General features: G+C 38.1%; 12 protein-coding genes. 11 read left to right on the forward strand and 1 reads right to left on the reverse strand.

Features of this window, described 5'->3' with window-relative positions:
• Window positions 1-589: 589 nt before the first annotated feature.
• Entirely contained in the window at window positions 590-1,846 is a 1,257-nt protein-coding gene (hflX, locus tag MLE14_RS01865; RefSeq protein ID WP_243296555.1) for a GTPase HflX, read from the forward strand.
• A 289-nt stretch (window positions 1,847-2,135) separates the two neighbouring features.
• On the opposite strand, the gene MLE14_RS01870 is transcribed toward hflX, so the two are convergent.
• Window positions 2,136-2,420, reverse strand: coding sequence for a DUF6944 family repetitive protein (locus MLE14_RS01870; protein ID WP_243296556.1), 285 nt, complete (start codon window positions 2,418-2,420; stop codon window positions 2,136-2,138).
• A gap of 389 nt (window positions 2,421-2,809) precedes the next feature.
• On the opposite strand from MLE14_RS01870, the gene MLE14_RS01875 reads away from it, so the two are divergent.
• The 10 genes from MLE14_RS01875 (at window position 2,810) to MLE14_RS01920 (ending at window position 12,172) form a co-directional block, all read left to right on the forward strand.
• Window positions 2,810-3,607: a DeoR/GlpR family DNA-binding transcription regulator gene (locus MLE14_RS01875; RefSeq protein ID WP_243296557.1), complete on the forward strand. Its 798-nt coding sequence runs from the start codon at window positions 2,810-2,812 to the stop codon at window positions 3,605-3,607.
• Window positions 3,608-3,620: 13 nt separating this feature from the next.
• A complete protein-coding gene (locus tag MLE14_RS01880) occupies window positions 3,621-4,451 on the forward strand; it encodes a BtpA/SgcQ family protein (protein WP_243296558.1) in 831 nt (276 codons plus the stop codon).
• A 57-nt stretch (window positions 4,452-4,508) separates the two neighbouring features.
• Window positions 4,509-4,787, forward strand: a complete 279-nt coding sequence (locus MLE14_RS01885; RefSeq protein WP_243296559.1) for a PTS sugar transporter subunit IIB — start codon at window positions 4,509-4,511, stop codon at window positions 4,785-4,787.
• Between the two features lie 32 nt (window positions 4,788-4,819).
• Window positions 4,820-6,169: a PTS galactitol transporter subunit IIC gene (locus tag MLE14_RS01890; RefSeq protein WP_243296560.1), complete on the forward strand. Its 1,350-nt coding sequence runs from the start codon at window positions 4,820-4,822 to the stop codon at window positions 6,167-6,169.
• Between the two features lie 47 nt (window positions 6,170-6,216).
• A complete protein-coding gene (locus MLE14_RS01895; protein WP_243296561.1) occupies window positions 6,217-6,711 on the forward strand; it encodes a PTS sugar transporter subunit IIA in 495 nt (164 codons plus the stop codon).
• Between the two features lie 50 nt (window positions 6,712-6,761).
• Window positions 6,762-7,430 (forward strand): ribulose-phosphate 3-epimerase, encoded by a 669-nt coding sequence (gene rpe, locus MLE14_RS01900; protein ID WP_243296562.1) that lies wholly within the window; start codon window positions 6,762-6,764, stop codon window positions 7,428-7,430.
• A 37-nt stretch (window positions 7,431-7,467) separates the two neighbouring features.
• Window positions 7,468-8,589: a M42 family metallopeptidase gene (locus MLE14_RS01905; RefSeq protein WP_243296563.1), complete on the forward strand. Its 1,122-nt coding sequence runs from the start codon at window positions 7,468-7,470 to the stop codon at window positions 8,587-8,589.
• Window positions 8,590-8,595: 6 nt separating this feature from the next.
• On the forward strand, window positions 8,596-9,396 hold the full coding sequence (locus MLE14_RS01910; RefSeq protein WP_243296564.1) for a Cof-type HAD-IIB family hydrolase: 801 nt from the start codon (window positions 8,596-8,598) through the stop codon (window positions 9,394-9,396).
• A gap of 446 nt (window positions 9,397-9,842) precedes the next feature.
• A complete protein-coding gene (locus MLE14_RS01915; protein WP_243296565.1) occupies window positions 9,843-10,973 on the forward strand; it encodes a CAP domain-containing protein in 1,131 nt (376 codons plus the stop codon).
• A 335-nt stretch (window positions 10,974-11,308) separates the two neighbouring features.
• A complete protein-coding gene (locus tag MLE14_RS01920; protein WP_243296566.1) occupies window positions 11,309-12,172 on the forward strand; it encodes a YitT family protein in 864 nt (287 codons plus the stop codon).
• Window positions 12,173-13,016 lie beyond the last annotated feature (844 nt).

Consider the following 13,016-nt stretch of genomic DNA (forward strand, 5'->3'; position numbering starts at 1 on the left):
TCTCCAGCCATTTTCCACACCAAGTAAATAATAGGCAATTTGCAGAAAGGTCATGAAGCTGATGAGCATGGAAAGCCATGACTGGCTGAATAAACCATTAATAAATAGAAGGATAGAAACAAAAAGGAGACTTGCCACAAAAACACAATGATATTAAAGGTACCTAATATTTTCACCTCTTTTTACAATTATACCATTGATTTCCAAGTCCTAGAATGTTAATATAAAAATATTCTAAAAGAAATGGAGGGTTTCCAATTGAAGTATTGCAGATTGCGATTCCAAAGTTTGAACAGATAATTGAATCGTTCAAGTCTCTGCCGGTTGTGCAGAGTAAATGGGATTGGTCTGCCTACTTTTAGGAAGCCTTTTATTTTACGGTATGAAAAGATAAGAGGGGACGAATTCTCCCCTCTTTTTGCTGTTTTCAAAAAAGTAAATCCGCATATTTCCCTGCCCAAATGGGAGAGGTATACCCATTTTATGATTGCAGGGAAGAAGTATCTTTTTTGGACCTCTTCCATTTACTGAAAGCACAGGCGGGACTAGTCTGTGTTTTTTTATGTTTGATGAAATGGAGGAATAAAATATGACAGAAAAACAGAAAGCACTCCTTGTTGGTGTGAATCTGTATGACCAGGATCACTTCCAGTATTCGATGATGGAATTGAAAAATTTGGCTGCTGCTTGTGACATAGAAGTAGCAGGGGAAGTGACTCAAAATCTCAGCAAAATTCATAAAGCTCATTACATCGGGTCAGGGAAGCTTCAGGAAACGATTGAGCTTCGGAAAGAAACAAATGCGAATATGGTAATTTTTAATGATGAATTATCTCCGACCCAGACTCGAAATCTCGAAGAAGCGTTTAACTGCGGAGTCATCGACCGAACGATGTTAATTTTAGCGATTTTTGAAAGAAGGGCGAAAACAAGAGAAGCTATGCTTCAGGTTGAGGTAGCCCATTTAAAATACATGCTGCCGCGGATTGTCGGTCAAGGAGAGGCACTTGGAAGGCAAGGCGGGGGAGTTGGTCTGAGAAATCGAGGATCAGGGGAAACTAAACTGGAACTCGATCGCAGAAAAATTGAGGAAAAGATCTCTTTTTTAAACAAAGAATTAGAAAGTTTAGTAAGTCAGCGTGAGGTGCAGCGAAATCTGCGGAATAAGAGCGGGATACCCCTTGTATCCTTAGTTGGCTATACCAATGCAGGAAAATCTACGATTATGAATGCATTGGTAAAGAAAAATAATGCCTCTTTGGATAAACAAGTATTGGAAAAAGATATGCTTTTTGCTACGTTAGACACGTCTGTACGAAAAATGAATCTGCCGAAAAATCAATCATTCCTGTTAGCGGATACGGTAGGTTTCGTCGATAAATTACCGCATCACCTAGTAAAAGCCTTCCGTTCGACTCTAGAGGAAGCTGCATCTGCTGACCTCCTGATTCATGTTGTTGACTATTCAAGTCCGTACTACCAGGAGCAAATCAATGTCACAAATAAAACGTTAGAAGAAATGGGAATCGACCATATTCCAATGATCTATGCTTTCAATAAGGCAGACTTAACAGATTGTAAGTTCCCATTGAAAAAAGGGAATCGACTCTATCTTTCCGCCAAACAAGGTGCAGGGATTGAGGAGCTGATTGATATGATTAGTGAGATTACAACAAAGGACCATATTCAATGTGAAATGCTGATTCCATTTGATGAGGGCGGGCTCGTTTCCTATTTGAATCAATATGCAAGTATTCTGTCAATCAGTTACGAAATTGAAGGAACGAAACTAAGCTTAAAATGCAGGAAAAGTGATTTTGAGAAGTATCGGGAGTATGTGATTTGATGAATAGACCTTCCCATGAGATTTTGTGGGAAGGCTTCTTTTTTTACTTTAGCGACAAGTAAAAAATTTTAGCAATGAAGCATATTCGACGCAGTCAAAATTTTTAGGAATAAAGTACGACGCACCTGGTTGACCTGTGTAGCGATACATTAGGATGTGGCGTTTCGAGCGTGATAAGTGCAACCAGGCAATTGCCTGCACCTAAATGCTTGGCGCTGGCCAAGTTTTCTTTTATAAAAAAATATGAAGCCGAATCCTGGAAAACAGACCTTTTTATCGAATAAAAAAATTAGGTGTCACTCTCTCTTTTTTCTTCCTCGACAATAATTTGACTTCCTCCATGTGCTTCAAGTACCGTACCGACAGCTTGTATCCAATCCCCTAAAGTTGTGATTTTTTGCGTTTCTTTCCTGATATTTTCATCCGTTGTCATAACTTGTTGTGTCGCACCCATGCTTTCCATAAATTGTCCTATGGTTTGAAACCAAGCTCCCTGTATGATTTGTCTTTCATTTGGATCTGATCTAACTTCCTCACTAATCGATGCAATTTTTGATAAAAGGATGGCCTCCATTATTTGACCAATAAATTGAATCCAAAGTGCAATGGAAACTTATTTTTCCAGTTGTAAAATCAATTCCTGATTGTCTGCAGTATTTTTATCTTTCGTTTCCTTTTTACTATCTGTTTGAGATGCCATTGTTGTTCACTCCATTTCTCTACATACTTATGCTAATAAATGGGTCAATGTCATCGGTAAATTTACCTTGATGGCGGGGACAGCTATTTGATAAAGAGGTGTTTTTTCTTTTATTGATTGGTAAGGGTAGTATTTATAAAAATATTTTCTAAAAATTAAAAAGAGTATTGCAAGTTAAAATATATCATGTTAGTATCAAAACAAATCAAAATAAATCATAAAAAATCACAAGGTTACCATAAAATTAAAGCAAAGGTGATAAAATGCTTCAAATTGAGAGATTAGAAAAAGTTTTGGAATTTATTGATGAAAAAGGAACGGTCAATATTCCAGAATTGATTGAGGCTTTTGATGTTTCCAAGCCAACAGTTTTAAGAGACTTAAAGGAGCTTGAAAGACAAAATTTAATTATTCGCGTTCATGGCGGGGCTGCAAGCAAAAGACGCAAAGGGACAAACTTTGAGCCAAAGAACAGAGTAAAAGAAAAAGAAGCCATTGCTGAAAAAGAGGAAATTGCGGAACTAGCGGTAAACCATATTACTTCTGGTGAAACGATTCTATTAGATTCTGGGACCACTACATTAATGCTGGCTAGAAAAATGCTGATGCTGAAAAACATTACAGTCATTACCAATGATATAAAAATTGCGATGACGCTGAGTGATAACGAAAATATTGACCTCGTAGTAATTGGGGGTCAAAAAAGAAATGGCGTTTATAGTTTAATAGGTCCTTTTGCAGAAAATATTTTAAATCAGTTAAATGTAGACAAAGTTTTTTTAGGAGCTGATGCTGTTGATTTTAAATTGGGGCTCACTAACTCAAATATCGAGGAGACCAATATAAAAAAGACCATGATAGAGGTGGCTAAAGAAAAGATTTTGCTTGCTGATAGCAGGAAGTTTAACAAAGCCGCTTTTACAAAAATTGCTAGCATAGACATCCTGGACAGGATTATTACCGATAACAAGCTGTCTGAGGCAGATGTAAAAAGGTTCGAAGAAATTGGAATTATCATCGAAACTCCCAAACTAAAAATAGAAGCCAAAAAGGCTAAATAAAGGAGAAGATACCATGACCTGGTTAAAAGATGTAATTGGAACTGAAAAAGCAATCATTGCAATGTGTCATTTACAGCCATTACCTGGAGATCCTTATTACGATAGTAAAAAGGGGATGGAATATGTAGTTGAAATGGCTAGAAAAGATCTGCATGCTCTTCAAGATGGAGGGGTGGATGCAGTTATGTTTTCGAACGAATTCAGCCTCCCGTATTTAACAAAGGTAAAGCCGGAAACAGTCGCTGCAATGGCGAGGGTGATAGGTGAATTGTTGCATGAAATAAAGGTTCCATTTGGTGTTAATGTTTTATGGGATGGTAAGCTGTCGCTTGATTTAGCAGTTGCAACCGGAGCAAAATTTGTCCGTGAAATTTTTACAGGTACATATGCGAGTGATTTCGGTATATGGAATACGAACGTAGGTGAAACGGTTAGACATCAACACCGAATTGGGGCAGAAAATGTTAAATTACTTTTTAATATTTTACCGGAAGCAGCCAAGTATATGGCTGATCGCAGTATTGAGGACATTGCTAAGTCCACTGTTTTTAATAATCGTCCTGACGCACTTTGTGTATCAGGTCTAACAGCTGGGGAACAAACAGATTCTCAAATCTTAAAAAAGGTTAAAGACATTGTTCCAGAGACTGTTGTATTGGCTAATACTGGAGTCAGATTAAATAATTTAGAAGAACAGTTGTCGATTGCGGATGGTGCTGTAGTCGGGACAGCTTTTAAATATGATGGGAAATTTGAAAATCATGTTGATCAAAAAAGAGTAGAAGAGTTCATGAACAAAGTAAAGAATTTCCGGTCTTCCTTAGAAGTAATGCTTGGTAAGTAGATTATCAAGTTTACGAGATATATCCTAAATTATTTATTTGGAGAGGGGTAAAAAATTATGAAAAAAGTAATTGTGGCTTGTGGCGGGGGGATTGCAACGTCAACACTTATTGCAGATAAGGTTCGCAGATTACTCGATGAAGCAAACATTGAAAGCAATGTCACACAATGTACTCTTTCAGAACTCACGTATGAGGTAAGTAAAGCGGATCTTATCGTAACGAGCATGAAGGTAGATACTGATTTTGGTGTCCCAAGTGTTTTAGGCGCATCGTTTTTGACTGGTCTGGGTGAAGAAGAAACAAAGCAGAAAATCATTGAAATTCTTTCTAAATAACTGAGAGCCAAATAATAGGAGGAGAATAGGGTATGCAGGGTGTAATTGATTATATTTTATCACTTGGTGGCACCGTCTTTGTTCCATTGGTACTGATTGTTGTCGGTCTGCTTTTTCGGTTGAGTTTTTTAAAATCGATAAAATCTGCTGTGACTGTTGGAGTTGGATTTTTAGGCCTAAACTTAGTAGTTAGCTTAATAAGCCAGTATTTATCTCCAGCGGTTCAATCAATGGTCGATCGGTTTGGTCTTCATCTGACAGTTATTGATCTTGGCTCTGGCACTTCTGCGGGGATAGCGTTTTCTACGGCAGTTGGTGCATTAATTATCCCCATTATATTTGGATTAAATGTCTTGTTGCTTTTCTTAAGATTAACTAAAACAATGAACATTGACATCTTTAATTACTCCCACTATGCCCTCACAGGTTCTCTCGTTGCATTAGTTAGCGGAAGCCTGCTTTACGGTTTAATAGCAGCGATTTTCCATGCCATATTCTCACTCGTAGTCGCAGATTTAACAGCAAAAAGAGTTCAAAAAATTATTGGTATTGATGGGATCTCAATTAGTCAGGGTTATGCAACATCTACGGTTCCGTTGTATGCCTTAGCTGATAAAATATTTGATAAGATCCCTTTTTTGAAAAACAAGAATATGGATACTCAATTTATCCAAAAAAGATTCGGTATGTTTGGTGATCCAGTCATCATCGGTGTCATTTTAGGAGTAATCATCAGCTTGTTGGCTGGCACAGGATTTAAAGAGGGTGCAAATGTTGTCATTGTTGTCGCCGGAATAATGATTCTTTTTCCGCGGGTGATTCGAATCATCGTGGAAGGTTTAATGCCAATTTCAGAAGCAGCTAAAGAATTCTTTAATAAAAGATTTCAAGGGAAAGAATTTTATATTGGATTGGATTCAGCGGTCACTTTAGGACATCCTACCACGATTACTGTGGGAATTTTAATAATCCCGATTACTTTATTACTGGCAGCCATATTACCGGGTAACAACGTTTTACCATTGGCAGATTTAGCTTTTGCTCCATTCTTTATCTGTATGGCAACCATCATGCATAAAGGTGATGTGATTCGAACTCTTATTAGCTCCACTATCAATATGATATTTGTCTTATACATTGCTACATATTTTGCCCCAACCTATACGGACCTTGCGAATGAAGGCGGATTTAATGCAGCCAGTGATGGGACAGAAGTTTCTGCTCTTTATGTTGGCAACGTTTTTGACTTCGTTATTGCAGTGCTTATGAGACCTGGAATTTTAGGGATTATAGGATTGGTTGCTATTACTGCGATTGCGTTCTACTTCTCAACTAAAAAGCCTGGGATAAAACAAGATCAAGGCGATAGCATTTCCGGCTGATAAGACACTTTCACTTCTTTGCATCACAAAACGTTTGGAGAGATGGTATGAAAAAAGGGACTCAAGAGGATCATTCGCTTATTTTTAACGAAGGCTTGGTTGAACTAGACATTGCAGCCAATGATTATAAAGATGCTCTTTTTCAGCTCAGTCAAAATTTTTTAAAAGAAAACTATGTGAAAGAAACATTTCCAAAGGCATTAATAGCTAGAGAAGAAGAGTATCCAACAGGTTTATCAACAAATCGAATCGGAATTGCCATCCCTCATACGGACCCTCTTCATGTTAATAAGGGCTGTATTGGCATAGGGACTTTAAGGAATCCGATTCCATTTAAAGCAATGGATACGGGTGAATGGATTCAAGTAAGTATTATATTCATGCTAGCGATTACCCATCCCTCTTCGCAACTGGTAATGCTGCAGAAAGTCATAGAGATCATCAGAAATGAAGATACTCTACTCAAAATACTCGAATCGAAAAATAAAAAAGAGATCATGCAAATCGTAAAGCCCTTTCTTGACGAGTTAGTAAAATCTTAGATTTTAATTAAATTAATTTTATATCTCGAAAGGGTAGAGAGGTGTTTTAGATGACATATAAAATAGCCCCATCTATTTTGAATGCGGACTTCTCAAATCTGCGAAAAGAAGTAGAAGCTGCAGAAAATGGCGGGGCTGATTTTTTGCATCTTGATGTGATAGATGGTTTGTTTGCGCCAAGTATCTCATTTGGACCAGCCGTCATTGAATCAATTAGAAAGCACTCAAACTTGATTTTTGATGTCCACTTAATGATCCAGAATCCTGACCGATATATTCCCGATTTTGTTAAAGCTGGTGCAGATATCATTTCTGTTCATGCAGAAGGAAATCATCATCTGCATCGCTTAGTGTCGCAAATAAAAGATCATGGCAAGAAAGTGTGTGTGGCGCTAAATCCAGCTACACCTATCGATTCTATAAAACATTTAATTGTTGAGGTAGATATGATTTTACTCATGACAGTAAATCCGGGTTTTGGGGGCCAGCCTTTTATAAACAGTGTATTGCCAAAGATCTCCGAGCTGCGACAGCTGATCGAAAGTAAAAATCTATCGGTTGATATTGAAGTTGATGGGGGGATCATGCCAAAGGAAGCAAAGCTTTGTAAAGATGCAGGCGCCAATGTTTTTGTAGTAGGTTCATACATTTATAGACATAGTGAGGTAGAAGAAAAAAGGAAGGCTATTTCAGAGATTAGAAAGGCTTTTAGTATCTAAATTTTCTCCAGTTAATTGAAGAGATGGGATGATTAAATTGAAGTCAACGAAAGAATACCTAAGAGAATTAACATCTATTCATGCAGTCAGTTCAAGAGAAGACCCCGTAATCGATTATATGAATGAATATTTCTCTCATTATAGTAACGAAATAGAAATCGATGTAATAGGAAATTTGATCTGTCACTTTCCATCAGGAAAGCTGAATGCAAGAAAAGTCATGGTTTTTGGCCACATGGATGAAGTTGGATTTATTGTTAGATATATTGATGAGAAGGGTTTCCTTTTTATCGAAAGAATTGGCGGGGCTAATATAAATGTTCTGCCGGGTTTGAAACTTGATGTGGTGGGAGAGAAAGGGATTGTTCCGGGAGTTGTTGGGACAAAGGCTTATCACTTTTTAAAACCTGAAGAAAAAGGAACGTTTCCTCCACAAGATAAGCTCTATATTGATATTGGGGTTACATCCAGAGAAGAAGCAGAGATGAAAGGTGTCAAAGCAGGCTGTTGCGTCTGTTTTCATGCTGACTTCCTGGAAAGGGAAAATGGCTGGGTAACAGGAAAAGCGATGGATAACCGCGTTGCCTGCGCAATTCTTTTAAAACTTGCAGAACTGCTATCGAAAAATAAAGATCAATTGAATTGGGATGTGTATCTGGTTGCATGTGTCCAGGAAGAGTTTAATATTAGAGGCGTTTTACCGGCCGTTCGGAAAATCAAACCAGATGTATCGATTGGTCTTGATGTAACACCAGCATGTGATACACCTGATCTTCCTAATTATTCGAGCGTAAGTCTAGACAATGGCCCAGCCCTCACTTTTTTAAACTATCATGGAAAAGGGACGCTGGCAGGAGTGTTGCCCGATACTAGATTAGTAGAGGCTTTAGTGAAAACCTGTGAAGATCAGATGATTTCTTATCAGCGGGAAATTGCTGTCGGTGTTATCACTGAAAATGCGTTTATTGTCTTTGAAGAATACGGTGTCGCGATAGCGAATATCTCGATACCGACAAGATATACACATACACCAGTGGAGACTTTAAGTATGAAGGATGTTGAGCTGACAGAAAAGCTGCTTTTTCATTTTATAATGGGACTGGATGAAGGCAGTCAATTTGGCAAAAAAGCGAGAACCTCACATTCTCGAAAAAGGTAGATGATTATGTATAAAATTGTTTTTCTCGATATTGACGGCACCTTAGTTAACCATGAAAAAAGAGTTTCAGAAGGAACCAAACAGGCGATTAAACAATTAAAACAAAATGGGATTGAAGTTGCTCTGGCTACTGGCAGACCTCCTTATCATTTTACCGATATTGCTGAGGAAATTGGTCTAAATTCCTTTGTATCAATGAATGGTGCGTATGCCTGTTATCAAGGTAAAGTTATACCGCAAAAATCAGAGATTAGTAAAGACCTGTTGGAAAAATTAATGAAGCATTCGAGTGAGCTGGGGCACCCTCTCACTTTTTCGAGCCATCTCAAAACGGTTAGTAATCATAAGGATCATCCAGAAATTATCAAAAGCTTTCAAGACTTAAAGTTAGATTATTGTCCGGAGTATCAGCCGCAATTTTGGAAAGAAGAGGTCATCTATCAAGCGATGGTTTACTGTAAGCAGCATGAAGAAGGGTATTATCATGAGATGATTCCAGAATTGACTTTTACGCGTTGGCATCATCTATCTATGGATGTTATGTCAGCTGATGTGTCAAAGGCATCTGGCATTAAAGCAATGCTTGAATATCTCGGTTTTTCCGCCAAGGAAGCTGTTGCCTTTGGTGACGGATTAAATGATAAAGAGATGCTGACCTTTGTAGGGATGGGGGTTGCCATGGGAAATGCCCACGATGAAATTAAACCTTATGCCAACATGGTAACCAAATCGAATGAAGAAGATGGAATTGTCCATGCATTATATGAATTAGGATTACTGACTAAGAATTGCACGAGAAGCAGCTGATTCTAGGAAATGACCGGCCCTGCCAAATAATCGCAGGGTCGGTTGTATTTTACGGGCAAACATTTGGAGGATTTAGTATATGCTCGTATAGTGAAGAAGGTCCGGTAAAGAGAACAGGGGCATTCGCTGAGATCCTATCAGTTGATAACAAGAGATCTTGACGGTAATCTAATAGAAATTTCTAATTATTAATTAATGGTAGCCCTTTTGGGACTACATTTTTTATTTGAGCAGCTATGGTTGGAAAGTAAATGTTCGCACTTCACAAAAATCCCAATAAAATCCACGGCGTAAAATAGCACATAATCTTTGAACGAATACCCTAACACATGGTACACTCGGCAATAACTAATCTTAAACTCTTAGTTTTTTAGAAGAATTAAATACAGCCATTTTGTCCATTATGAAAAGTAATAGATTCATGTCACGGAATTGGAGGTGCCGATGTGAAACGATTGGTTCTATTCATTATGATTTTGCTTATTGGATACGTGTCAAAGCCGTTATGGGAAGAGCCAGTTCAGCAGCTTGTCCCCTCCTCTCGGGATTCTATCCGTTCTGCAGTTGATTTCTTAAGAGAAAATCCAGAAATCAACTTTGCGTTAGACGCGCTTAATCAGCAATTAAATTCATTCACTGAGTCATTTGACAATGTGCCAACAAATTCTAAAGATACAAATACGGAAATACCAGCATTAACAGTACCTGAAAATCAACTATTTTCGATTCATAATATTGAATTGGGTGATTCAAGAACAGATGTTGAGCAGGTAATGGGCAAACCGAAGAGGACTTCGAAAAATGAATATGGTGTCAGCTGGGAAGCTTATCATGAAAACTATCATAATTTTATGATGGTAGCTTATGATGAAAATAATATCGTTCGCGGTCTTTATACCAATCAAGATTTGATTGCCTCTACAACAGGAATAAAACGGGGAACCCCTAAACAATTAGTTCAGGAGCATCTTGGTACACCGGAATCAATCATGAGAAAAGGTTTGATCAATTATCAGATTAATAGTAATGGAGAATATGATGTATTTCTGATCGATAGCAGCTATGTCACGATTTTTTATGATAAACACAAAAATCATACAGTTACAGCCATTCAAGTTATCGATGAACAATTGGAACAAAGCAAAAACGCTTTTTATGCCAGCCCAAGCCAAGAACTAAAAGAAGGATTTGAATATCAGTTGTTTGATTTAACGAACGCAACTAGAGTAAATCACAATCTCCCCATATTAACATGGGATGATCATGTAAGAGAAACGGCGCGGGATCATAGCCTGGATATGGCAGAAAATCAATACTTCAGCCATACCAATTTAGAAGGGGAGTCACCATTTGATCGAATGGAGGAAGATAGTATCCGCTTTATGACGGCAGGCGAAAACCTGGCGTTCGGTCAGTTCAGCAGTATCTTTGCTCACGAAGGGCTGATGAATTCCTTAGGACACAGAGAAAACATTCTCCAGGAAAGCTATGAGTATCTAGGGGTTGGAGTGGCATTTAGCAATGAGTCACAGCCTTATTATACGGAAATGTTTTATAGTGATTCACCGTTTAAATAGAAATCTGATTAAAATAAAAACCCGCTATCTGAGATAAGTATTGAGGTTGAGTTATGATGGATTTAAATGAAAAAAGGTCTAACTTCCTATTCAGCAGGTTAGACCTTTTGCCTTTCAATTCTTAAACAGTTTCATACATAAATATCCGGTCTATTTGAATGTGCATAGGATTTGTGAATGAAAAAAATAATGGACTATAATAAACAAGTGTATATATAACTACTACATAACATATCGGCCCTCTTATCTAGCTGAACAAATTCTATGCTTCATCACGGCAAATGAGCATAGTTTGGAAAGAGATAAGATGAAATTTTATGAGACGAGGAAATTGCATGGGAAAACAAAAACACAGAAAACTTAGAAAGATTTTACGGGCATTATTGATTATTATTGGAGGCTTTATCACAGCATATGGGCTGGAAGCAGTGTTGATCCCAAACCACGTATCAGACGGTGGTGTGACCGGTCTGAGTATCGTGGGTTCACAGTTATTTGGTTTGCCTCTAGGGCTTTTAATTGCGATTCTGAATGTCCCCTTTGTTTTTCTAGGATATCAGCAAATCGGTAAAAGTTTTGCCATTTATTCGGTGATTGGGATTATTTCACTGGCTGCTGGTACTATGCTTATGCATCATGTACCAACCATTATCGAAGGAGATACATTGTTAGTAACGGTTGTTGGCGGTATCATTATCGGTTTTGGGATGGGGCTCGCATTACGTAATGGCGGTGCCCTGGATGGAATCGATATGTTAGCTGTTCTTCTTTCCAGAAAATTACCTTTTGGAACAAGTGATTTTATACTTTTTTTAAACGTGTTTGTCTTTATTGTGGTGTCAACCGTTTTCGGTCTTCAAGGGGCTATTCTCTCCGCAATCGCTTACTATATTGCTTCAAAAGTGATTCACATTGTTGAAGAAGGTTTAAGCGGTTCTAGAACCTTTAAAATTATTACGACTCAACCGGAGGTAATGGTAGAAACCATTCGTGACCGATTAGGGCGGAGCGCCACCTATAATCTTGTGCTAGGCGGCTATTCGCATGAACAATTCAAAGAAATTACTTGTGTCATTAACCGTTTAGAGGAAAGCAAAATGAAAGAAATCATTGAAGAAATTGACCCGGAAGCTTTTGTAACTGTCTATGACGTTGCTGAAGTGAGAGGCGGTAACTTTAAAAAGCGGAATATTCATTAATCCATTAAAGATCAGCGGTAACCAGTGCAATTCTGGGGGCCTTGGTCTTTTTTACTATATGGGCAAGGACTTGTTGTTTTTCGTATGATTATATGCTAGAGATTATAATAAGATTTACTTTGAATTCATCAAAGCTGTCCAAATAGGCCACTGATTCGGACACGAAAGGTGATAAATTAAGGAAAGCTGTCCGAATAGGCTACTGATTCGGACACGAAAGATGATAAATTATGGAAAGCTGTCTGAATACGCGCAAGATTCGGACACGAAAGATGATAAATTAAGGAAAGCTGTTCGAATAGGCCACTTATTCGGACACGAAAGATGATAAATTAAGGAAAGCTGTCCGAATTGGCCACTTATTCGGACACGAAAGATGATAAATTAAGGAAAGCTGTCCGAATAGGTGCTTGATTCAGACACGAAAGGTGATAAATCAAGTCAAGCTGTCCGAATACGCGCGTGATTCGGACACGAAAGATGATAAATTAAGGAAAGCTGTCCGAATAGGTGCTTGATTCAGACACGAAAGGTGATAAATTAAGGAAAGCTGTCCGAATAGGCCACTTATTCGGACACAAAAGGTGATAAATTAAGGAAAGCTGTCCGTATAGGCCACTGATTCGGACATGAAAGGTGATAAATTAAGGAAAGCTGTCCGAATACGCGCATGATTCGGACACGAAAGGTGATAAATTAAGGAAAGCTGTCCGAATACTTTTAGGACCCCTTATTCCATTGGACACGATAATGCTTAATGATTACACTTGTGATAACTAACTTACATGGAAGGGGGGCCTAATATGCCTAGAAAGAAAATTGATGTGATCGAGGATGTAAAAAA

This window comes from Bacillus litorisediminis (assembly GCF_022808645.1).
Classification (GTDB): Bacteria; Bacillota; Bacilli; order Bacillales; family JC228; genus Bacillus_BF; species Bacillus_BF litorisediminis.

Excerpts from the sequence above, each read along its gene's own strand:
- hflX (WP_243296555.1), top strand. The coding sequence starts at position 590 with ATGACAGAAAAACAGAAAGCACTCCTTGTTGGTGTGAATCTGTATGAC.
- MLE14_RS01870 (WP_243296556.1), bottom strand. The coding sequence starts at position 2,420 with ATGGAGGCCATCCTTTTATCAAAAATTGCATCGATTAGTGAGGAAGTT.
- MLE14_RS01875 (WP_243296557.1), top strand. The coding sequence starts at position 2,810 with ATGCTTCAAATTGAGAGATTAGAAAAAGTTTTGGAATTTATTGATGAA.
- MLE14_RS01880 (WP_243296558.1), top strand. The coding sequence starts at position 3,621 with ATGACCTGGTTAAAAGATGTAATTGGAACTGAAAAAGCAATCATTGCA.
- MLE14_RS01885 (WP_243296559.1), top strand. The coding sequence starts at position 4,509 with ATGAAAAAAGTAATTGTGGCTTGTGGCGGGGGGATTGCAACGTCAACA.
- MLE14_RS01890 (WP_243296560.1), top strand. The coding sequence starts at position 4,820 with ATGCAGGGTGTAATTGATTATATTTTATCACTTGGTGGCACCGTCTTT.
- MLE14_RS01895 (WP_243296561.1), top strand. The coding sequence starts at position 6,217 with ATGAAAAAAGGGACTCAAGAGGATCATTCGCTTATTTTTAACGAAGGC.
- rpe (WP_243296562.1), top strand. The coding sequence starts at position 6,762 with ATGACATATAAAATAGCCCCATCTATTTTGAATGCGGACTTCTCAAAT.
- MLE14_RS01910 (WP_243296564.1), top strand. The coding sequence starts at position 8,596 with ATGTATAAAATTGTTTTTCTCGATATTGACGGCACCTTAGTTAACCAT.
- MLE14_RS01920 (WP_243296566.1), top strand. The coding sequence starts at position 11,309 with ATGGGAAAACAAAAACACAGAAAACTTAGAAAGATTTTACGGGCATTA.